The sequence below is a fragment of the Streptomyces echinatus genome, from assembly GCF_014203595.1.
GTDB classification, from domain to species: domain Bacteria; phylum Actinomycetota; class Actinomycetes; order Streptomycetales; family Streptomycetaceae; genus Streptomyces; species Streptomyces echinatus.
Genome location: NZ_JACHJK010000003.1, coordinates 177,467 through 196,535, shown reverse-complemented (window position 1 = coordinate 196,535; position 19,069 = coordinate 177,467). Strand labels below are relative to the sequence as shown.

15 protein-coding genes and 2 pseudogenes are annotated in these 19,069 nt (G+C 69.2%); 7 read left to right on the top strand and 10 right to left on the bottom strand.

Going from position 1 to position 19,069, the window contains the following annotated elements; all coding sequences use genetic code 11:
- The first annotated feature begins 6 nt into the window (after nt 1-6).
- Entirely contained in the window at nt 7-3,228 is a 3,222-nt protein-coding gene (locus FHS34_RS09425) for an nSTAND1 domain-containing NTPase (RefSeq protein WP_184964225.1), read from the top strand.
- Between the two features lie 164 nt (nt 3,229-3,392).
- On the opposite strand, the gene FHS34_RS09420 is transcribed toward FHS34_RS09425, so the two are convergent.
- Entirely contained in the window at nt 3,393-6,620 is a 3,228-nt protein-coding gene (locus FHS34_RS09420; RefSeq protein WP_225817315.1) for an nSTAND1 domain-containing NTPase, read from the bottom strand.
- A 638-nt stretch (nt 6,621-7,258) separates the two neighbouring features.
- On the opposite strand from FHS34_RS09420, the gene FHS34_RS09415 reads away from it, so the two are divergent.
- Nucleotides 7,259-7,687 carry a helix-turn-helix domain-containing protein gene (locus FHS34_RS09415; RefSeq protein WP_184963204.1) on the top strand — a complete coding sequence of 143 codons (429 nt, stop codon included), beginning with the start codon at nt 7,259-7,261 and terminating at the stop codon, nt 7,685-7,687.
- Between the two features lie 161 nt (nt 7,688-7,848).
- On the opposite strand, the gene FHS34_RS09410 is transcribed toward FHS34_RS09415, so the two are convergent.
- From FHS34_RS09410 to FHS34_RS09385, 6 genes and pseudogenes are all read right to left on the bottom strand, one after another.
- The gene (locus FHS34_RS09410) at nt 7,849-8,316 is read right to left on the bottom strand and encodes a S26 family signal peptidase (RefSeq protein WP_225817313.1); all 468 of its coding nucleotides are present in this window, start codon (nt 8,314-8,316) and stop codon (nt 7,849-7,851) included.
- Entirely contained in the window at nt 8,313-10,175 is a 1,863-nt protein-coding gene (locus tag FHS34_RS09405; protein WP_225817312.1) for an ABC transporter ATP-binding protein, read from the bottom strand. The genes FHS34_RS09410 and FHS34_RS09405 overlap by 4 nt, the downstream gene beginning before the upstream one ends.
- Nucleotides 10,172-10,714: a TlpA family protein disulfide reductase gene (locus tag FHS34_RS09400; RefSeq protein WP_184963202.1), complete on the bottom strand. Its 543-nt coding sequence runs from the start codon at nt 10,712-10,714 to the stop codon at nt 10,172-10,174. Before FHS34_RS09400 ends, FHS34_RS09405 begins: the two co-directional genes overlap by 4 nt.
- 14 nt (nt 10,715-10,728) lie before the next feature.
- Nucleotides 10,729-11,280: a MauE/DoxX family redox-associated membrane protein gene (locus FHS34_RS09395; RefSeq protein WP_184963200.1), complete on the bottom strand. Its 552-nt coding sequence runs from the start codon at nt 11,278-11,280 to the stop codon at nt 10,729-10,731.
- Between the two features lie 105 nt (nt 11,281-11,385).
- Complete coding sequence (locus FHS34_RS09390; RefSeq protein WP_184963198.1) at nt 11,386-11,568, bottom strand: hypothetical protein; 183 nt, start codon at nt 11,566-11,568, stop codon at nt 11,386-11,388.
- Between the two features lie 374 nt (nt 11,569-11,942).
- Nucleotides 11,943-12,295 (bottom strand): annotated as a pseudogene (locus FHS34_RS09385) (hypothetical protein); the annotation flags it as partial.
- A 516-nt stretch (nt 12,296-12,811) separates the two neighbouring features.
- Here FHS34_RS09385 and FHS34_RS09380 point away from each other — a divergent pair.
- From FHS34_RS09380 to FHS34_RS09370, 3 genes are all read left to right on the top strand, one after another.
- Nucleotides 12,812-13,288 carry a hypothetical protein gene (locus tag FHS34_RS09380; RefSeq protein ID WP_184963196.1) on the top strand — a complete coding sequence of 159 codons (477 nt, stop codon included), beginning with the start codon at nt 12,812-12,814 and terminating at the stop codon, nt 13,286-13,288.
- 623 nt (nt 13,289-13,911) lie between these two features.
- The gene (locus tag FHS34_RS09375) at nt 13,912-14,241 is read left to right on the top strand and encodes a PadR family transcriptional regulator (RefSeq protein ID WP_184963194.1); all 330 of its coding nucleotides are present in this window, start codon (nt 13,912-13,914) and stop codon (nt 14,239-14,241) included.
- Entirely contained in the window at nt 14,238-15,074 is an 837-nt protein-coding gene (locus tag FHS34_RS09370) for an HD domain-containing protein (RefSeq protein WP_184963192.1), read from the top strand. The genes FHS34_RS09375 and FHS34_RS09370 overlap by 4 nt, the downstream gene beginning before the upstream one ends.
- A 375-nt stretch (nt 15,075-15,449) precedes the next feature.
- Here FHS34_RS09370 and FHS34_RS09365 read toward each other — a convergent pair whose 3' ends face one another.
- Entirely contained in the window at nt 15,450-16,547 is a 1,098-nt protein-coding gene (locus FHS34_RS09365; RefSeq protein WP_184963190.1) for a serine/threonine-protein kinase, read from the bottom strand.
- 37 nt (nt 16,548-16,584) lie between these two features.
- Between FHS34_RS09365 and FHS34_RS43385 the strand changes: the two genes are divergently transcribed.
- Together FHS34_RS43385 and FHS34_RS09360 are read left to right on the top strand one after the other, a co-directional pair.
- Nucleotides 16,585-16,713 carry a hypothetical protein gene (locus tag FHS34_RS43385; RefSeq protein ID WP_263978348.1) on the top strand — a complete coding sequence of 43 codons (129 nt, stop codon included), beginning with the start codon at nt 16,585-16,587 and terminating at the stop codon, nt 16,711-16,713.
- Between the two features lie 73 nt (nt 16,714-16,786).
- Nucleotides 16,787-17,116: an STAS domain-containing protein gene (locus FHS34_RS09360; protein ID WP_225817311.1), complete on the top strand. Its 330-nt coding sequence runs from the start codon at nt 16,787-16,789 to the stop codon at nt 17,114-17,116.
- A 466-nt stretch (nt 17,117-17,582) separates the two neighbouring features.
- Here FHS34_RS09360 and FHS34_RS09355 read toward each other — a convergent pair.
- Nucleotides 17,583-18,367 (bottom strand): annotated as a pseudogene (locus FHS34_RS09355) (oxidoreductase).
- A 77-nt stretch (nt 18,368-18,444) separates the two neighbouring features.
- Nucleotides 18,445-19,023 (bottom strand): TetR/AcrR family transcriptional regulator, encoded by a 579-nt coding sequence (locus tag FHS34_RS09350; RefSeq protein ID WP_184963186.1) that lies wholly within the window; start codon nt 19,021-19,023, stop codon nt 18,445-18,447.
- Nucleotides 19,024-19,069 lie beyond the last annotated feature (46 nt).

The window sequence follows — 19,069 nt, the reverse complement described above, 5'->3', positions numbered from 1 at the left end:
GCCGCCATGGTCCAGGTGCTCCGGCCCGATGGAGCGGTGGCCGGGGCAGGGTTCCTGGTGTCCGACAGGGTCGTGGTCACCTGCGCGCACGTCGTCGAAGCGGCCGGAGGCCGGCCGGGGGCTGAGGTGCAGGTGACCTTCCCCCATGTGAGGGGTGCGGGTCAAGTGGAGGGCCAGGCCCCGGGCGAGCTGTGGCGAGCCACCCAGGACGAGGACGTGGCCTTCATCCGTCTGAGGAGCATGCCAGCTGGGGCACGGATGCTGCCGTTGGGCTCCGCGGAGGGGTGCCGGGGTCACCAGGTGCGCTCGTTCGGATTCCCCGCGCAGGCCCCGCCGGAAGGACACTTCGGCTTCGGCGTGGCCGGCGATCTGCTGCCGGGCTCGGGCCGCCGGAGTGCGCGCCTGCAGCTCACCGCGGCCAACGATCTCACCACCGGGTTCAGCGGCGGGCCCGTGCTCGACGAAGTGACCGGCCTGGTCATCGGCATCCTCACGGAGATCGCCGCGCCCGACGAGCTCGGAAAGGGGCAGGGCGTCGCGTATGTCACTCCGACACAGGTATTGCGGGGGATCCTGCCCGAGCTGGTGGAGCGGGACGTATGCCCGTACCGGGGACTGGAGCCGTTCACCGCGGAGCACGCCCGGTGGTTCCAGGGCCGGCAGGAGGCGGTACGGCAGGTCGTGACGAACCTGGCACAGCAGCGGCGGCTGACGCTGCTCCTGGGACCATCGGGGTCGGGCAAGTCGTCGCTGATCCAAGCAGGGGTTCTGCGGGAGCTGACGGAGGGGGAACTGCCGGGGAGTGATCGGTGGCTGGTGCTGATCGCACGGCCGAGGCAGGACCTGGCGGCAGAGATCGAACGTGCAGGGCTGCCGGGAGCCATCACCGAGGGCATCGCCGGGGCCGTCACCCGTCGGCTGGCAGCCGACCCTGACTATCAGCGCATCCTGCTGATCATCGACCAGTTCGAAGAGCTCTTCGTCCAGACGGCCGACGGCCACCGGCGGAACCAGCAGTCCGTCGCGGACCAGATCGCCGCAGCGGTCGGCTCACATGCAGCACTCAGCGTGATCCTGGTCATGCGGGACGACTTCTATCCCCAGCTGGCAGCCCTGGCACCAGGGCTGCTGAAAGCAGCGACCTCGGGGCTCCTCAATGTTCCGGGCACCTTGAGCCAGCGGGACCTGAACGACATCGTCACCCTTCCGGCCCGGGACGTGGGTCTCCGTTTCCAACCAGGACTGCCTGAGCGGATCGTCTCCGACGTCCTGGCCACCAATCCCGAGGAAGCGCCCACCCAACAGGCACCCGTGACCGTGCTCCCCCTGCTGGAGCTGACACTCAGCCAGCTGTGGGTCCGGCGCCAGAACGGCCACCTCACCCATGAGTCCTACCGCCGCATCGGAGCCGTCAGCGGGAGCCTGACCACTTGGTGCGACAGCGCCCTCAACGAACTACCGCCCGATCAGCAGCTAACCGCACGACGCATCCTGACCTCACTGGTGAGACCCGCCGACCGCAGACGCCGTGTACCGGCCGTCCGCGCCCAAGTCCCCCTCGACGAACTACGCGAGCTGGCGGCGGCCCCCGACGGTGCCCCCGACGGCGACGTTGACACCGTCCTGGCAGCCCTCGCCCGTCATCGCATCATCACCACCCAGACACTGCGCGACCCCCAATACCCCGATGCGCCTCCTGGGGAGCCGGTAGCCGAACTGATCCATGATGCGCTCATCCGTGACTGGGGAACATTGAACGATTGGGTCAGGCAGGATCACCGTTTCCACGACTGGCTCGACCTCACCCGTGAACGGCATGCCAGCTACGCTGAGAAGGGAGATCCAGGAGACCTGCTCGGGGGAACAGCGCTCGCGGAAGGGCTGGAATGGGCGCGGCAACGCCGACTGCCGGGCGAAATCTCAGCCTTCATCATGGCCAGCAAGCAGCGACAACAGGCGGCTATCCGACGCACCAGGCGCCTCAACAGAACTCTTGCGACGCTGGTGGTCATCATGCTCCTGGCACTCCTCGCCGGAGGGGGCGCCGTGTGGCAGTGGCGGACGGTGACCGCCCAGCGCCAAGCAGCACAGTCCCGGCAATTTGCCATCCAGTCTGACACGCTCATTGATGCTGACCCTGAACTCGCCTCGCTGCTGGCCATCGAGGCCTATCGAACCAGCAGCACTCCAGAGTCCCTCGCAAGCCTGCAAACCGCTGCAGGTCCCTCACGGCGCCGCCCTTTGACCGGGCACTCCGGCGCAGTGAATTCGGTGATGTTCAGCCCCAATGGACAGACATTCGCCACCGCCAGCAGCGACCGCACTGTACGACTGTGGAACGTGGACCCAGTCAAGTCCCGCGTTGTCCTGCCCAAGCAAGCAGGTGCGGTGCTGTCAGTGGCGTTCAGCCCTGACGGACGCACCCTCGCCACCGCCAGCGACCGCACGGTACAACTGTGGGACAGTGACACAGCCAAGATCCGCGCCACTCTTGTCGGGCGTACGGGCGCAGTGCAGTCCGTGGCGTTCAGCCCTGACGGGCGCACCCTCGCCACCGGAAGCGTTGACCACACCGTACGACTGTGGGACAGCGAAACGGCCAAGATCCGCGCCACTCTTGTCGGGCATACGGGCGCAGTGCAGTCCGTGGCGTTCAGCCCTGACGGGCGCACCCTCGCCACCGGAAGCGTTGACCGCACCGTACGACTGTGGGACAGCGAAACGGCCAAGATCCGCGCCACTCTTGTCGGGCATACGGGCGCAGTGCAGTCCGTGGCGTTCAGCCCTGACGGGCGCACCCTCGCCACCGGAAGCGTTGACCGCACCGTACGACTGTGGGACGTCGCCACGGGGCTCCGGACCCGCTCCGCCCTGACCGGACACACGGACGCAGTCCAGTCCGTGGCGTTCAGCCCTGACGGAAAATCCCTCGCCACCGCCAGCACCGACAAGACTGCCCGGCTATGGGACGTGACCACCAGAATGTCCCGCGCAACCCTCGTCGGGCACACAGCCACAGTCTGGTCGGTGGCGTTCAGCCCCGACGGACGCACCCTCGCCACCGCCAGCGCCGATCGCACTGTTCAACTGTGGGGCGTAGTCGTTCTCTCCCCCTCCGGGGCAATCCAGCAGATCTGTCGCACAGTCAAACGCGACTTCACCCCAGAGGAACGACAGGCATACCATCCAAGCCGAGGGCCAGTATGTCCAACCTCCGGTCGCGGCTGAAAACGGTTCAGGAACGAGGAGCGGGTGTCGCGCCCTGCTGCAGACCCCGCCCGTACGAGACCGCGTCGGTCGAGAACGTACGGAGCAGGGCGTCGAGCTCCCGCAGGGCGCACGGCCCTCGCACTGGCGTATCCGCGTCGGACGGAGCAGCGAGCCCTTGGGTTTCAACAGGTTGGTCTGGAGGGCACCTCGGGGATCAGCGACTTCCAGTCCGCTGTGCGCAGGCCGCCTCTTGACCGGTGGCAGATGGTCTTGACGATGGACTCGGGGGTGAGGGCATAGGAGTGGGGCGGGGTGTGCTCGCCGTCGACGGTGAGTGTGGTTCCGTCGCGGGCGAAGGTGAGGGACCGCACGCTGTCTCCTGCCGTGAGCAGGGTGGATCCGAGGGGGCGGCTTGTCCCGGCGTCCCACAGCCTCACCGTGCCGGTGCTGCCTCCGACGGCCAGGAACTGGCCGTCGGAGGAGTATGTCAGGGCGGTCACGGACCCAGGTTCTTCGCCTCCCGTCGCGCCGGCGGTCCCCAGGAAGACGCTCAACCGCCTTTTCTGGGCCTGGTCCCAGATCGTCACCCAGCCGGCTTCGTCACCGGTCGCCACACGGTCGCTGCCCGGTGGGCCGGGGGCGACGGTGGTTAGGCGTCCGCCGATCTGCCCGGAGCTGGACGGCTCGGCTTCCGCTGGTGCGTCGTGCCACTCGCGAGACAGTGCGTCGCCCAGATAGAGGGTACGGACGACGGCGGCCGACGCCGGTTGTTCCTCGAGGTACCGGATCATCCTGTATTCCGTGTCCAGGCTCACTTCCCGGACGCCACGGCGGTGCAGCGGATACCGGTACACCGGTGTGCTGAGGTCTGCGACCCTCCACACCCGCATCATGTCGTCGTCCGCCGTCACGAGGAACCGTCCGTCGTAGTCCCACAGGAACTGGTTCGGTCCGACCTCGGGAGCGGAGGGCAGCTCCTTGCCCGAGTCCCAGCTCCAGGTCCGCAACCCCACATCGGTGACGACCATCAGAATGCGGCGGCCCGGGTCGAGGGCAACGGATGTGATCCCGCCCCGGCACACCTTTTCGGAGACGGTGTCCGAGCGCCATACCCGTACGCGCTCGGGCGCCTGGGTGTCCCAGACCTCCAGGACGGTCGGTGCCGTGCACAACGCCATGAATCGGCCGCTGGCGTCGAGGGTCGAACGCACGGGGGTGCGGCTTCCACGTTGGAACACCGTGTGGCGTCGTCGTGTGTTCCACAGGATGACCGAATGCCCGGTCACGACCTTCAGGTTCTCTGCGTTCGCAGTGAACACCGCGTACGCGTCGCCGAACTTGAAAGGCAGACTGGCTGTTCGGCCAGAGGTCATGTCCTGCAGCCGCATCGTGTCACCCACGGCCATCAGGAGGTGGCTGCCGTCCGGTGAAAGGTCGTAGGCCGACGTATTCGGCCGGGTCCGGAGCGAGTGGGTGCGTCTGCGGCTGTCGACGTCCCACATGCTCACCTGGTCGTTGCCGCTCGCTACGAGGGTTCGGCCGTCCGAGCTGAGGAATCTGTTGCCGACAACCCCTACGCCGGGCCCGTTGAGCACGTCCTGTTCGCGTTGGGTCATCGAGCCCACGAGCGCGGCTTTGGCCTCCAAGGTCGGGCTGATGCGCCACGCCGCGACGCTCAACCGCATGGCGGTCAACGGGTCCGCGTAGCGCATGGCCTCCGCAGCCGCCGCAACCCGACGGGATGTGGCGTCGGCCAGCCGCTGATCGCCGAACCGGCTCTCCTGCCACGCGACCAACCCCGCGATGAGGGCGAGAACCGCCAGCGCGGACAGGCCTGCTCTCAGGAGGTGCAGTCGGCGGGTGGTGCGGGCGGTGGCGCGTGCTTCCTGCTCGCGGGCCTGCAGGCTGGTGGTCAGGAAGGCGTGTTCCAGCGAGGTGAGGTCCTCAGGAGCCCCCTTGCCGAAGTGTTCTCGGGCGGCGATCAGGCGGCTGCCCCGGTACAAGGCACCGGGATCGCGGTCCAACTCCTCCCAGGACCGGGCTGCTTCGGTGAGTTTGCGGTGGGCGCGCAGGCGTTCGCGGTCCTCCTCGATCCAGCCGTGCAGCCGGGGCCAGGCGGTGAGGACGGACTCATGCGCCAGGTCGACGGTGTCGCCGTCGAGGGTGAGCAATCGCGCCCGGGCCAGGGCCTCCAGAGCCTGGCTGGTTGCGGCTGCCTGAGGACCGGTGGCCTCGATCTCCTTCCGGTCGGCGGGTCGGCGGGTGTCGGGAGTGCCCTCACCGGGGGCGACCAGGCGCAGCAGCAGGCGGCGGGCGGCGACGGCCTGCGCTTCGGTGAACTGGCCATAGACGGCCTCGGCGGTCTTGGCGACCGCGCCCTCCAGGCCTCCGGCAGCTTCGTAGCCGGCCAGGGTCATGGTCTTGCCGCGGCGCCGGCGCCAGGTCTCCCTCAGCACGTGGGACAGCAGCGGCAGCCCACCCGCGGCGTCGGCGACGTCCTCGACAAGGTGAGAGGTCAGAGCGCGCTCCACGGTCAGGCCCTGCGCTGCGGCCGGTTTGACTATGGCCGCTCGCAGCTCCGCCGGACTCATCGGACCGACGAGCAGGTTGGCGTCGCGCAGGGCCTCGGCCAGGCCCGGGTGTTCGGCGCAGCGGCCGTAGAAGTCGGCACGTACCGCGATGAGAACCCGTAACCGGCTCTCGGGCCGGCGGGCGCTCAGCAACAGGTCGAGGAAGCGGGCGCGCTCGGTGGGGTCCTGGCAGAGGGTGAAGATCTCCTCGAACTGGTCGACGATCACGAACGTGTCCGCGCCGTCATTTCCAGGGCCGGTGCCGGGGGCCATGAGGCCGCAGTGGGTGCGGGCGGGGCGGTCGCCGGGGGTGAGGATGCGGATCGTGGCCAGATGCATCCCCGCGTCCCGGGTGTGCTGGAGAGCGGGAATCAGGCCGGCGCGCAGCAAGGAGGACTTGCCGCTGCCCGAGGGGCCGAACACCGCGGCGAACCGTCGGCGGCGTGCCAGTTCCAGCAGGTCGGCGGTGAGCCTGTCGCGACCGAAGAACCGGCCGCTGTCGCAAGTCTCGAACCTGGCCAGGCCGCGGTACGGCGAGTCGGCATCCGCTCCGGCGTCCTGCGAACCGGCGGAGGCCTCCTCGACCGCGTGCTTCCACCGTGCCTCCCACTCCACCGGGTCGCCCCCGCACGCCCGCACATACGCCAGGGCGACCGGCAGGGTCGGTAACTGCTCTCCCGCTGCCGCCTGCGAGAGCGTGGTGACCGAGTACCCTGCTCGGTCCGCCAGCACTCGGTAGGTGATCCCGCCTGCCTCGGTGCGCAGCTCGCGCAACTCGAACGCGAACTGCTGCACCGGGCCCGCCCCCGGGTCCACCGGTGCCTCACGGCGTCCCGCCACGCCCACACCCCCTGTAGCCCTCCGCGGCAAGCCGGCGGCCAACCTACGCGCCCGAGCCGTGCCCGCGGAACATCGCGTCCGGCCATTGTTCGGCTGCCGGAACACCCCTGCCGAACAATGCGTCAGCCGCTGGACTCGACCTGTCCAGGGGATCGCCCGACGACGGGGGTGGGCGACGGTCGCGAATCGTCGTTGTTCACCTCGGATACGGCGCTGCCCCGCAAGGCGGACGAAGGACTGTCCACCTCAACGGAGAACCACACAAAGAGCCTCTAATGAAAGGACATCATGCGCACTGTGACATCCGCGGTCCGCCAGAAGGCGGTCGCGGTCCTCGCGCGCCGTGCGACGGCTGCCGTCACCCGGCCACGCGACCACCGGCGAGGGTCGTACCGAGCGAGCCGGTCAGCCGCCCAGGCCGTCCGGGACAGTCAGAAAGGCGCAGGTGCAGGGGTTGCCCGGGGTCCGGGACACCCATGGAACCGTAGGTGCCTTGCGACCGACCGGCTGGTGGTCACCATCGGGCTGCAACGCCGCAGCGACATCCCCGCCGCATCCTCAAGGGAGACCACGCGATGAGGTATCACTGTCCGCCCCGCCCCGACGACGTTTCCGACCCCCGGTCGTTCGTGGACCGCATGCGTGCGCTCAAAGCGTGGTCCGGGCTGACGTACCGGGAGATCGCGGCTCGCGCGCACCAGAACGGCGACACATTGCCGCCCAGCACGCTCGCGACGGTGCTGGGCCGCGCCACCTTGCCCCGGGAGGACGTGGTCCGTGCGTTCGTGCGGGTCTGTGGGGGCAAGGACGAGGCGGACGCCTGGTTACGGGCGCGGAGCGGGATCGCCCGGGCTGCGTGGACGCCCGCCGGTCTGGGTGGGGTGCCCGGCCCTGGTGGGGTGCCCGGGCCGGCTCCCGACGACGGGGAGGGCACCGACGGGCCTCACCAGCTGGCCGACGCCGCCGTCGCGGCGGTGTTCGCCGCCGGTTGCCTGACCTCCTGGTGGTGCGGCAAACGGCTCGGCAGCAGGGCAGCACGGCGACGCCACGGCCAGGGCACGCACTGAGCGGGCCACCGCGAACCGTTCATCGATCGCTGTGACGGGTATGGGCCGGCGGTCGACCGGGCCCAAGCTCACCACGGACAATCCGTGCCGGTCCGGGCACCGCGTAGCCGTGAGGTCTCCTGTACCGCGGGCGCGGAACGGAGGCACCGGACGTGCGGGATTCACCGCCGGTGGGCGTCCTCGGACCGGGGCAGGGGGCGCGTCACCACTCCGAGCACGTCGCCCAGCGGGAAGAAGCCCAGCTGGCGTGAGTCCACGCTGGCTGCGGTGTTGTCGCCGAGGAGCACCACGCGGCCCGACGGCACCCGCCCCCCGTGGCCCTCCGCGAGCGGGGGGACCGACCCGGACGGCACCGGCTCCCCCGGCACCGCCGCCACCCTCTTCACGATCAGCGGGCTGTGCCGGTCCTCCCGCCAGATCGCCGGTGACCGGGGCCGCAGCACCACCACGACCTGTCCCCGGCGCACCGTACGGGTACGGCGTACCAGCAGCCGGTCCCCGTCGTGGTGCGTCGGGGTCATGCTCGTCCCCCGCACGGTGACGACGAGCAGACGGCGGGCGGCAGCCCCGCAGGCCGCGAGGACGGCCAGCGTCACAGCCGGCAGGCGGACGTCCCGCCCGCCGGTCACGGTGACACCTCCCTCAGCGCTGCCTCCCCGGACGGCCCGGCGGCGTCGGGCAGGTAGCCCGTGGCCTGGAGGGCGAAGAGCCGCGCGTACTCGCCTCCGACCGCCAGCAGCCGCGCGTGGTCGCCGCGCTCGACGATGCGCCCACCGGAGAGGACGACGATGACGTCGGCATTGCGGAGCGATCCCATCCGGTGGGAGATCAGGACGCTGGTCCGGCTCCGGCGGTGCCGCGCGATCGCGGCGTGGATCTCGTACTCGGCCTCGGCGTCCAGTCGCGCCGAGGGTTCGTCGAGGATCATCAGGTCCCGCGTGCCCCTCAGGAAGGCCCGCGCCAGAGCCAGACGCTGGCTCTGCCCGCCGGACAGCAGCACACCCGACTCGGGGTCGTCCTTGTCCTCTTCCATGAAGAACGTCCTGGTGAGCGGTGTCTGATAGCCCTTCGGCAGTTCCTTGAGGGTCTCGTGCACCCCGGCCCGTCGCCCGGCCGACACGATCTGCTCCTCGTCGTCGATCGCGCCCAGGTCGCCCAGCGCGATGTTCTCGGCCGCAGTCAGGTCGTACTGCACGAAGTCCTGGAACACCGCGGTGATCCGGTCGCGCAACTCCGCCGGATCGACCTCGCGCAGGTCGACACCGTCCCACAGGATGGTGCCCCGGGTCGGATCGTAGAAGCGGCACAGCAGTTTCACCAGCGTCGTCTTGCCTGACCCGTTGAGTCCTACCAGGGCCAGCGAACCGCCGTGGGGAATGGTCAGGTTGACGCCCCTGAGGACCCACGGGTGCCGCTCCGAGTACCGGAACCACACGTCGCGCAGCTCGATGCCCCGGCGCAGGGCGGGCAGCGGCCGGGGGTCCGGCGCGAGCACCAGGTCCGGCGCGGCCTCGATCACGTACCGGTAGTGGCTGAAGATCAGCAGTGACTCGCCGGCCCGGGCCGCCTCGTGCGCCAGCGCGGCGAACGCGGACTGGGTCCCGGCGATGGCGCCGAGGAGGAGCGTGACGTCACCGGCCGACAACTCGCCCCGGTACGTCGCGCGTACCGCCCACAGCAGACTCCCGCCCGTCATCAGCGAGGCGAGCAGCCCGAGGCCCGACTGCACAGCGACCTCGCGCCGGTCCACGGCCCGGCGGGCCGCGTTGGCCGTCCGCCGCTCGGCGAGCATCCGGTCCCGCAGGAAGCCGCCGATGGCGAAGAGGCGCACCTCCTTCGCAGCCTCGGCGTCCGCGAGGAGACCGCCGTAGAACCACTCCCGCCGCTCCGTCGCCCCGACCCGCCAGGCCACGCCCGCCCGCCGACGCGAGAGGGCGATCTCCGCACAGAGCGTCGGGACCCCGGCGGCGGCCACCAGGATCGTCAGCACCGGGTTCAGCACCAGCAGGGAACCGAGGAAGCCGGTGACCGTGATCGCGGACCGTGCCACGCCGAGTGCCGCGTCCATCACCTGTGCGGGGACGCGGCCGCCGCCCTGCCGGGCCAGTTGCAGCCGGTCCAGGAAGGCCGGGTCCTCGAAGCGGCTCAGGCCGGGGAAGCCCGCCGTCTTCGTGAAGAGCCGGGCGTCGGCGCGGAGTGCGGTACGCCGGTCCACCTCCGCGGACAGGTAGCGGCACATGTGGGGCAGCAGGGCGGCGACGGCACCGACGACCGTGAGGCCGAGCGCCGGGGCGAGCAGCGCGGCCATTCCCGCGTCCGGCCCCAGGTTGTCCAGCACCGACTTGGTCAGCCAGGCCGCGGCGACCGTCAGCAGACCGGCGGCCAGACTCAGCACGCCGTACAGCACGCACGCGACCGGAGCGGCCCCGGCCGCCAGGGTGGCGGCCAGCAGCAGCCCGTTCCGGCGCGCGGAGATGGACGGATTCATCGCGGGGCCGCCTCCCGCGCCAGGTCCACCACGTGGCCGGAGACGACGGTATGGTCCCGGTCCGAGCTAACGCGCAGTGTCGCGGGGAACGCGTCCACGCGCAGGGCCGCGCACACCGGTCCACCCCTCGGCTCCACCACGACCCGGGCCACCGGGCTCAGCTCCCTGACGAAGCGCTCGCACTCCTCCGGTGCGCCGACGACGACGGCGAGCATCCGGTCCCGGCCGCCGGGCTCGGCGGCCGCGTACGCGACGAGTTCGGGCAGCTTCGCCCGGCACGGCGCGCAGTTCGGGGCGAGGAAGGCGATCAGTGCCCCGTCCGGCAGCGAGGACCGGCCGACCAGTGCGCCGTCCACCGCCACGGCGGTGAAGTCGGGCAGTTCCTCTCCGGGGCGCAGCGGCGTCATCCCCCCGCCCGGTGCCGTCGCGGGCCCGGCCGGGCCGTACTCCCGCAGCTTTTTGATCACTCCGATGGTGAGCAGCAGGTCCAGTACGCACAGGATGCCGACGAGTACCACTGCCGCGGTCAGAGCAGCCATCCAGCACCTCACAGTCACTCGGTCACGGAAGGGGCGACGGGCCGGAACAGACTCACCAGGTCCTCCGCCACAGTGATCAGGCCGCCGGCAACCGCGCCCGCGCACCACGCCACCGCGACCATCCCGGGATCCGTTCCACCGGCCGGGCCGCTCACCACCGTCGCCACTACGCCAGCCCCAGCGACGGCAGCCAGCAGCCCGTTCCGTACGACATGAGCCCGGCCCAGCGGTGCGGCCGAGCGGCCGAAGCACCGGCAGCGCACGGTGGTTCCCCTGCCCACCGATCGGGCGATGCCCACGGTGAACACCGTGAGCAGCCCGGTGGCCGCCGGCAAACCCGCCAGTGTCGCCGGGGCGAACGGCAGGATCAGCGCGAGGCAGACGGCGCACTCTGCCGCGACCACCGCGAGGGCCGCAGCCCGCACGACCGACCCGGACACCGCTGCGAGGGGCCGCAGCGAGTCGGCGAAGGCGGAGAACGCCCCGGCCCTGCCGACCTTGCCGGCCACGGCGATGAGGAACACGGCGGTCAGCAGCCCGCGCACGCCGTAAGCGAAGTAGTTCATTGCCGCCTCTCAGAGGACCCGGGACCCGCCGACCGGAGCCCCGTCGCGCACAGGAGGGAGGGCACACCGAGCGGTACGCCCTCCCCGGTCACCGGTGTCCCGCCGTCAGCAGGGGTTGACCGACTCCTCGCCGACCCAGTGGCAGTTCCTGCCCCTGTCGTCGCAGCACCAGTCCTGCCAGTAGCCCCCAGCGTTGCAACGCACCATGCACCTCTGCGCGTCCGCGTCGGCGGAAGGGAGGAACCGTTCCAGGAGGGAGGTGCCGAGGTTTCCGAGCCTGTTGAGCATGATCACTCCTCGTTTCGACAGCCCCTCGTGTCCCGGCGGGAGACATCCGGCAGGGAGTCGAGGGGGTCCGGACCCGACCCGGTGAACGGGCGGGGTGAACGGTGACGAGTCTGGGGAGGAGTGAGCACTGGCTTCAACGCCGGGACGGCGATCCGACACGTTCCGAACGGGTACCGAACGCCGGGGCCCGGTGGGAGCGTTGTTCGGGACGCATTCGCAGGTTCGATCCGGGCGCCGGCAGCCGGTCCCCCGGCAGGGGAGGACCCGGCCGTCCTGTCACGGCAGGTGGCGATGGCGCGCCATCGCCTCAGCCGGTCGAAGCACCGTTCCACGCCGTTGCGACGACCGGCCGGACAAGCGAATCTACCTGGCTGTCACTTCCCGTCGATGCCCTTCTCCCCGATGTGGAAGATCTTGTGGCTGCCACGGGTCATGTCGACGATCAGCTGGTCGTGCTGGACTTGCTCCAGGTGAGGGTGATCACGGCCTCGATGTAGTCGGCGGTGCCGTTGTCGGTGACCTCCCAGGCGAGGGGCACGTTCTGGGCGCGCAGGACGCTGTTGGCGTGGTTCTTCTTCTCCCAGGCGTTCAGTTCCTTGTGGAAGGCGGTGGTGAGGTAGTGGCTGCGCAGGGCCTTTTCGAGGTCACCGCTGCCCTCGTCGCTCACCGCGTCGATGCAGGCGCCGGAGAAGTCGGCGATCCGGGTGATGTTGTCGGACGGCTTTCCGCGCGAAGGCTTGACCGCGCGGGACGTTCTGCAGCAGGCGGGCGGCATCGGCGATCATGGTCTGATCTACGAGGACCGCTCCCGATGCGTTATCAGGAGTCAAGGACACCTCCTCCATGGCCAGTCCAGTGTCCGTGCCATCGGCCGGATTCGCCCATCGATACGGCGACTTCAGTGCAGTCGGGCGAAGAGATGCTTTCGCCTCTTCATCCATAGCGGCCGCCACTTCCAGCCGATGACTCTCGGCGACTCATGCCTCCCAACCTCCTCACGTGAAGCCGTCCAGCACCAGCGCGCTCCCCCGAGGCGAGTGGGCAGACAACCCCACCGGCAACTGGATGGACATCGTCACCCGCCTCGGCGACCAGATCACCTACGAGCACCGCGAGTGCAAGTTCACAGCTAGATCACGACCCGGACCTATGTGTAGATCTCGTGTATGCCTCATGCATACTCTGTGCCGCCCGACTCCTCGTGCACGACGTAGCTGCCGGTCAGGGCTCCAAGGAGGCTGTCGTGGATAACCCGTCGCCACTTCCCCCGAACGTTCCTCCGCACCCGAACGAGCCTCCTACGACGCACACCACGGCTAACGCGGCGGACTCGCCGGACGGCTGGCGGGACGAGCACGAGAACGACCCGGAGTACCAGCGCATCCTGGCGAGAGTGGAAAGGCCGTGGTGGAAGCGGCCGATCGCCCTCTGGGGCGGCGTCGCCGCCGTTGCTGTGGGTTCGTTCTTCCTGGGCGGTGCGGTCCTCGGCTCCGATGGAGGCTCGGGTGCATCTTCCCCGGACCCCTGGGTGCAGGGGCAGTTGGACGACCAGTCGCAGGACAATCAGCCTGCCGGGCTGTCCTACCAGCAGAAGCAGCAGATCCTCTTCAAGTACTGCACTTCGTCTCAGATGCGCGGGGAGCCCGGAGACAGTTCGGCGTTCCCGACCTGTATGGGCAGCTACACCGTGACGGACCAGGGCATGGTCATGCCGAAGTAGGCCGGCTCACGGGCTAGGCAGCAGGGGTCAGTACGCCGTTGGCCTTGGCCCGGGCGGCCTTCTCGGCCCTCGCGACGTCGAGATGGCGGAAGAGCCTCTGGCCTCGGTGATCGAGGCCCTCGACTCTCAGACGGCCTCGGCGGACCCACGAGTAGACCGTCACGATGCTGACGCCCGTCAGCTCCGGCCTCGCGGGCCGTGAGCCAGAGTTCGTCCTCCACTGAAGCCCTCCCGACATGCGAGAGGCCCCGGTCCGCCAGTGGCGTCGAGGCCTGCATGACACGTATCGCCGCATGTGCTGTTGGGGGGCATCGGGGGTGATGGCCCCACCCCGGGGGTCGGTGTGCTCAGAGGGGGGGAGCCGAGCTGTTTGATGTGCTGTTGCTCCGAAGGCGAGCGGGATGCCTGGTGGCTGCGTGCAATGACTGGCCGCCTGCTGCCTGTGTGGACGCCGCCGTCGTCTGGGGCGCCGAGGCTAGCCTGCCGTCGCGCCGCTGCCGTCGGTCTCGCTACAGCATTTCGGACCGTGCCGTGCCAGCGCCCGGTCGCGGGTTGCTGCCTGTCACGAACCCTAGACGTCTGGTATATAGGCTATGTAGAGTACGAGTATGGGTAGTCCGCGTATGACCCTGCAGACCCAACTGGTACTGCGGGCTTTGCTGGAGGACCCTGCCAAGCAGCGCTACGGCCTCGAGCTGTGCGAACTGGCGGGGTTGCCGTCGGGCACGATCTATCCGATCCTCGCCCGTCTGGAACAAGTCGGTTGGGTGGACAGCACCTGGGAAGACCCGGCCGTGCACAAGGAAGCCGGCCGTCCGCGCCGCCGCTTCTACCAGATCACCAAGGATGGCGCCGAGGGGGCGCGCGATGCCCTGGCACGCGTCTACCGGGCCCGCAAGCAGCCCCTGCCGGGTTGGGTCGCCCGCCCGGTCAGCGATGGGGGAGCGTCATGAGCGCCAGGCGACGCTTAGCGCCGCGAGTAAAGACGCGTCCCTGCGCCGTCCCGTCCCTAGGCAGCCTGCTGGCCACAGTCCGAACACACCATCCGGACTCCGACCTCTCGCTCCTGGAACAGGCCCATGATGAGGCCGCGCTATGGCATGCCGGTCAGACCCGCCGTAACGGAGACCCCTTCCTCACCCACTGCGTCGCCGTCGCCGCCATCGTCGCCGACCTCGGCATGCCCCCCGCCGTGGTCTGTGCGGCGCTTCTGCACGACATCGAAGACACTAGCTGCCCGCCAGGCCGCGTGGCTGAGCGTTTCGGACAAGAGACAGCCGATCTGATCTCAACAGTCCGCACCACCCGTCTCAACGAGATACCGCCGAGTGCTCTCAACCTCGGCAACGCACGACCAAGACCGCTCCAGCCCACACGCGAGGAAGCCGTGCTGGCCATCCGCCTCGCCGACCGGCTGCACAACATGCGCACCATCACCTTCGTAGCCCCGGCCAGACAGCACCGCGTCGCCCGTGAAACGCTCGAACTGGCCGCACCCTTGGCCGAGGCGGCAGGCCTGGACGAGGTGGGGCGCGAACTTCACGACATCTCCTCGGCTGTTCTCCGGCCCACGGTCTCCGCATGGGCCGTCACGCCACGCCTGCTGACCGTACTCACTCTGCTGCTGCCCGCCCCACAGCGGGCACGCTGGCAAGAGGAATGGCACGCCGAACTCGCTACCCTCCCCACCCGCCGTGCCCGCACCCGCTTCACCGCACGCATCCTCCTCAGCACACCCCGGCTGACGCTGACGCTGCGCCATCCGATTCGCCAGGAGCGATGGTGATGAGCACGGCGGCACGCATCGGCAGTGCCTTGAGCGCGGCGGCAGCCTGGACGATCGCCATGATCAGTGGAGGCCTGTCGGAGTGGACGACCGCAACGTTCGCGGTCGGCGCCCTGCTCTTGGTGGCAGTCGTCCTGTTCAGTCCAAGCGAGACGCCGGCCCGCCGACTAAGCCAACTGATCCAGGCCTGGCGCGCACCGGTCGAAGCCGCCGGTCATAACCCGGCGCAACCTCCTGCATCCGAGCCCCCATCACCCGGTAACGACAGGTGGGGGTAGGCCCGCCTGCTGAACTCCGGCTCGCTGGGCTGCAGGCCGAAGTGGAGCAGCCGCACGTCGCTTAGGCGCTTGCCCGTGCGCTGTTCGGCTCGTGCGGCTATACGCGGCAGCTGTCGGTGTGGGTGATTTCTCGGAAGTCGGCGATGAGGGGGCTGGCCATCGACTCGCGGTAGACGACCGCGGCGCGACCGTAGGGCCAGGTGATGTCGTCGTGAAAGTCCTGCTGGGCTTCTGCGCAGCTGCCGAACATCAGACCGCGGACGATGTCGGTCCAGGCGGCATCGTCCTGGTAGCTCTGCCCTTCGGGGTAGATGCCGGGACCGAAGGTGACGAACATCGTTTGCGCCGAGGGGTTGAACGTGACGGTCACCTCGTCGTCCAGGTACTGCTGCCGTTGCAGAACGGGAGCCGCGCCATCGTGCAGGCGCTGTGCGGCGGCCTTCTCCGCCTGTGTGGCCGGCACCCGGGCGGCGGCCCACTCATCAACGGTGGGCTGCGTGCTGTCGCTGCGGGTGTAAACGGGGGAGGGGGCAGCCGTAGAACGAGGACTCGGCAAGGAGGGCGACGGTACGTCGGAGGCGGTCAGCGCGGGTCCGGTTGCTGGGCTGGCGGAGTGCTGAGCTGCAGGTGTGAGGCCGGCGGCTGAGGCTTTCTGACCGCCGGGCGCGGAGACTGGCCCCCGGGCGGCGGTGGGTGATTGCGTGGCGAGCAGGGCGCCGCCGAGGCTGCCCACGAGGACAGCAGCGGCGATGACCGTCAGGTATAGGCGGGTGCGGCTGGTGTGTTTCGAGTAGGCAGGCCAGATCTGCTCGTCGGACGGCTGATCCCAGTTGAGGCCGACCAGGTCGGCTATCAGCGTCGGCTGAGGCGCATCGGCGGGCCCGGTGACGGCCGTGGTCTGGCTGGCAAGCAACTCACCGCATGGTTGCGCAAGTTCCGAGACTGCCGGTCGGTCGGATGGTTCCTTCGACAGGGCTCTCCCCACCAGCTGGCGCAGATCATCGCCCATGCCGTCGAGGTCGGGCTCGGCGGACAGGACACGAAAGGCAACGGCGTCGGCAGCACCGCTGCCGAAAGGAAGACGTCCTGTTGCCGCGTAGGCGACCAGGGCACCCCAGGCGAACACGTCGCCCTCTGGGCCGACCATGCCGGTGCGGTAATGCTCAGGGCTGATCCAGCCCGGCGTGCCCGTCATCACCCCCAGTGCGGGTGACGCAGGTCCCGTCCAAGGCATGAGCGATGCCGAAGTCCAGCACCATCGGGCCCGAAGGGGCCAGGATGACGTTCTGGGGCTTCACATCCCGGTGCCCGTCCTGCTCGCCGAGTGGCGCGGCGGCCACCAGGACGAGCTGACCCCATGAGTCACACCAGCCCAGGCAGGAGGATCACGTGAGCACCGACCCGCCCGCGCCTGAGAAGCGACATGCTGCCCCTGTGGACGTACGGGTGCATACCGCCGCCCCCGACCGCCGTCTTGTGACCGTCACGGGGCAGCTGGACCTGCACACCGCCCACCATCTCGCTGACGCACTGCAACCGCTGCTGGACCGCGACCCGCACACGGTGCTGGTGGACCTGTCCGGCGTCACCTTCCTCGACTCCGCCGGGCTCACCTGCTTGATCACCGCATACCGCACCGCCCGCAGCACCGGCGCCCGCCTCGCGCTGATCGCCCCCAGCCAGCCAGTGCAGAAGATGCTGCAACTGACCGGCGTCGACCAAGTCCTCCACAGCTACCCCTCCCCGGAAGCCGCACCGCATTGACCGGGTGAGGAATGGCGAAGTGCCCCAACGCCCGAATCTTTCCGTCGACCGGCTCCGCGGGACCGTCGTCAATCAGCAGCCAGCAAGAAGGCACCAGCCCCTGCACCCGGCACTCTGAAGGTGCAGACGCAGCCGAACGGGTGCTTGGACCGGTACGGCGTACAACGCCTGGAATTGATCGAGCCGGTGGCCGGCTGTCCGCTCGCGTCCCGGCCGGGCAGCCAGCCCCGAGTGGCACAGGCTGCCGCTCCCGCGTGCGGACGGTCTGTCGCTTTCATGGCCTGGGTGCAGGATCTCGCGATCCATGGCATGAGCAGCCTCGGACCGCTGATTCTGTGGCTGTCTCTCTGCTTGGCCGGAGGAGCCTGCCTCACGGTCTTGTCATGTCTTATGACGGTGGGGGGCGAGGTGACCTCGTCCTCACCATCATAGGAAATCAGCCCGCCGCCTCGGCGCTTTCTCTGGTTCAAAGTGTCTTGACCGTGCCGCCGTCGATGACGTGATCGGTGCCGGTGATGTTGCCGGCGATGTCAGAGAGAAGGAATACGATCAAGGCCGCCACCTCTTCGGGTTCGGTGATCCGGCCGGTGGTGATGGCGAAGGCTTCCGGGATCTGCTGAAGAAACGCGGCGTGCTCCGCCCCCGCTCCGGCCGCCACCTTGCCGCCGAAGCCGTCGGGATCCTCCCAGATGGAGGTGCGGACCACTCCGGGGGAGACGGTGTTCACGCGCACGCCCTGGGGCCCGAACTCCTCGGCCAGTGACTTGCCCAGCGCAGTGAGTGCTGCCTTGGCCGCGCTGTAGGCGACCGGGCCGGCTGCGGGCAGCCGGGAGTTGATGGAGGAGACGTTGACGATTGATCCGCTGCGTTCGATCAGGCTGGGCACGGCTGCGCGGGTGGTGCGAACGGCATTGAGTAGATTGAGGTCGAAGACGCGGGTCCACCGCGTGTCGTCGGTGTCGAGGAAGCCCACAGGCTCCACGTCGTCTCCGGCCCCGACGTTGTTCACCAGCAGGTCGATGCCCCCCCCAGTTCGATGAGGGCGCTGTCCATGAGCGTAGTGACGCCTTCGGCAGTGCTCAGGTCGGCTGCGATTGTGTGCGCGCCGGTTTCCTTCAGCTCAGGTGTGATGGTGCGGGCCGCACCGACGACATTGACGCCTTCGGCGGTGAGCGTCCGGACCGTGGCGAGCCCGATCCCCCGGCTGGCACCGGTGACGACGGCCGTCTTGGCAGTGAGGTTGAGGTCCATGACCCTCCAGTTCTTGAACTTCAGGTACAGAATGTGGGTAGCGCTCGCTCCGGACCGAGCGAGCGCTGCGGTTCGGTTCAGAGGGAGTCGACTGTTGCGTCGATGACGCGACGAAGGCGATCAGGATTCTCGGCAACACGTGCCAAGAGCCGCAAGCCCACGACGGTGTTCAGTAGCAGGCTGCCCAGGGCCGCGGGGTCGCGTTCCGGGGCGATCTCTCCCGACCGCTGCCCTTCTTCGGCCAGTGCCCGGAAGGCGTCTTCGGTCCGTGCGAACATGCGCTGGACGAGTTCGGTTGCCGCCTTGTCCGTCCCGGCGAGTTCCGCCGCGGCGTTCACGGCCATGCAGCCCCGACGGTCCGGGTCCGCGAGGTCCATCTCGGCGAGAAACCCGAGCGTTTTGCGCAGGCGCTCCTTGACCGTACCGGGCCCCTCGAACATCTCGATCAGAGCAACGGCCTGACTGTCTCGATAGCGGCGGAGCGCTTGCTCGAACAGGGCATGCTTGCTGCCGAAGGTGTTGTAGAGGCTGCCCTTGCCGATGCCGAGCGCGTCGACGAGGTCTTGCGGTGTGGTTCCGGCATATCCCTTCCGCCAGAACACTTCCATTGCCTGCTCGACGGCGGCATCCGGATCGAATTGCTTGGGCCTTCCCATGATCAGAACAATAGCACCATTCTTGACCTCGGAGTCAAGAACTCGG

What these genes read in the sequence shown, in the direction of transcription:
- FHS34_RS09425 (WP_184964225.1), top strand. Translation starts at nt 7, where the DNA reads ATGGTCCAGGTGCTCCGGCCCGATGGAGCGGTGGCCGGGGCAGGGTTC.
- FHS34_RS09415 (WP_184963204.1), top strand. Translation starts at nt 7,259, where the DNA reads ATGCGTGCGCTCAAAGCGTGGTCCGGGCTGACGTACCGGGAGATCGCG.
- FHS34_RS09405 (WP_225817312.1), bottom strand. Translation starts at nt 10,175, where the DNA reads ATGAATCCGTCCATCTCCGCGCGCCGGAACGGGCTGCTGCTGGCCGCC.
- FHS34_RS09400 (WP_184963202.1), bottom strand. Translation starts at nt 10,714, where the DNA reads ATGGCTGCTCTGACCGCGGCAGTGGTACTCGTCGGCATCCTGTGCGTA.
- FHS34_RS09395 (WP_184963200.1), bottom strand. Translation starts at nt 11,280, where the DNA reads ATGAACTACTTCGCTTACGGCGTGCGCGGGCTGCTGACCGCCGTGTTC.
- FHS34_RS09390 (WP_184963198.1), bottom strand. Translation starts at nt 11,568, where the DNA reads ATGCTCAACAGGCTCGGAAACCTCGGCACCTCCCTCCTGGAACGGTTC.
- FHS34_RS09375 (WP_184963194.1), top strand. Translation starts at nt 13,912, where the DNA reads ATGACCCTGCAGACCCAACTGGTACTGCGGGCTTTGCTGGAGGACCCT.
- FHS34_RS09370 (WP_184963192.1), top strand. Translation starts at nt 14,238, where the DNA reads ATGAGCGCCAGGCGACGCTTAGCGCCGCGAGTAAAGACGCGTCCCTGC.
- FHS34_RS09365 (WP_184963190.1), bottom strand. Translation starts at nt 16,547, where the DNA reads ATGACGGGCACGCCGGGCTGGATCAGCCCTGAGCATTACCGCACCGGC.
- FHS34_RS43385 (WP_263978348.1), top strand. Translation starts at nt 16,585, where the DNA reads ATGAGCGATGCCGAAGTCCAGCACCATCGGGCCCGAAGGGGCCAGGAT.
- FHS34_RS09350 (WP_184963186.1), bottom strand. Translation starts at nt 19,023, where the DNA reads ATGGGAAGGCCCAAGCAATTCGATCCGGATGCCGCCGTCGAGCAGGCA.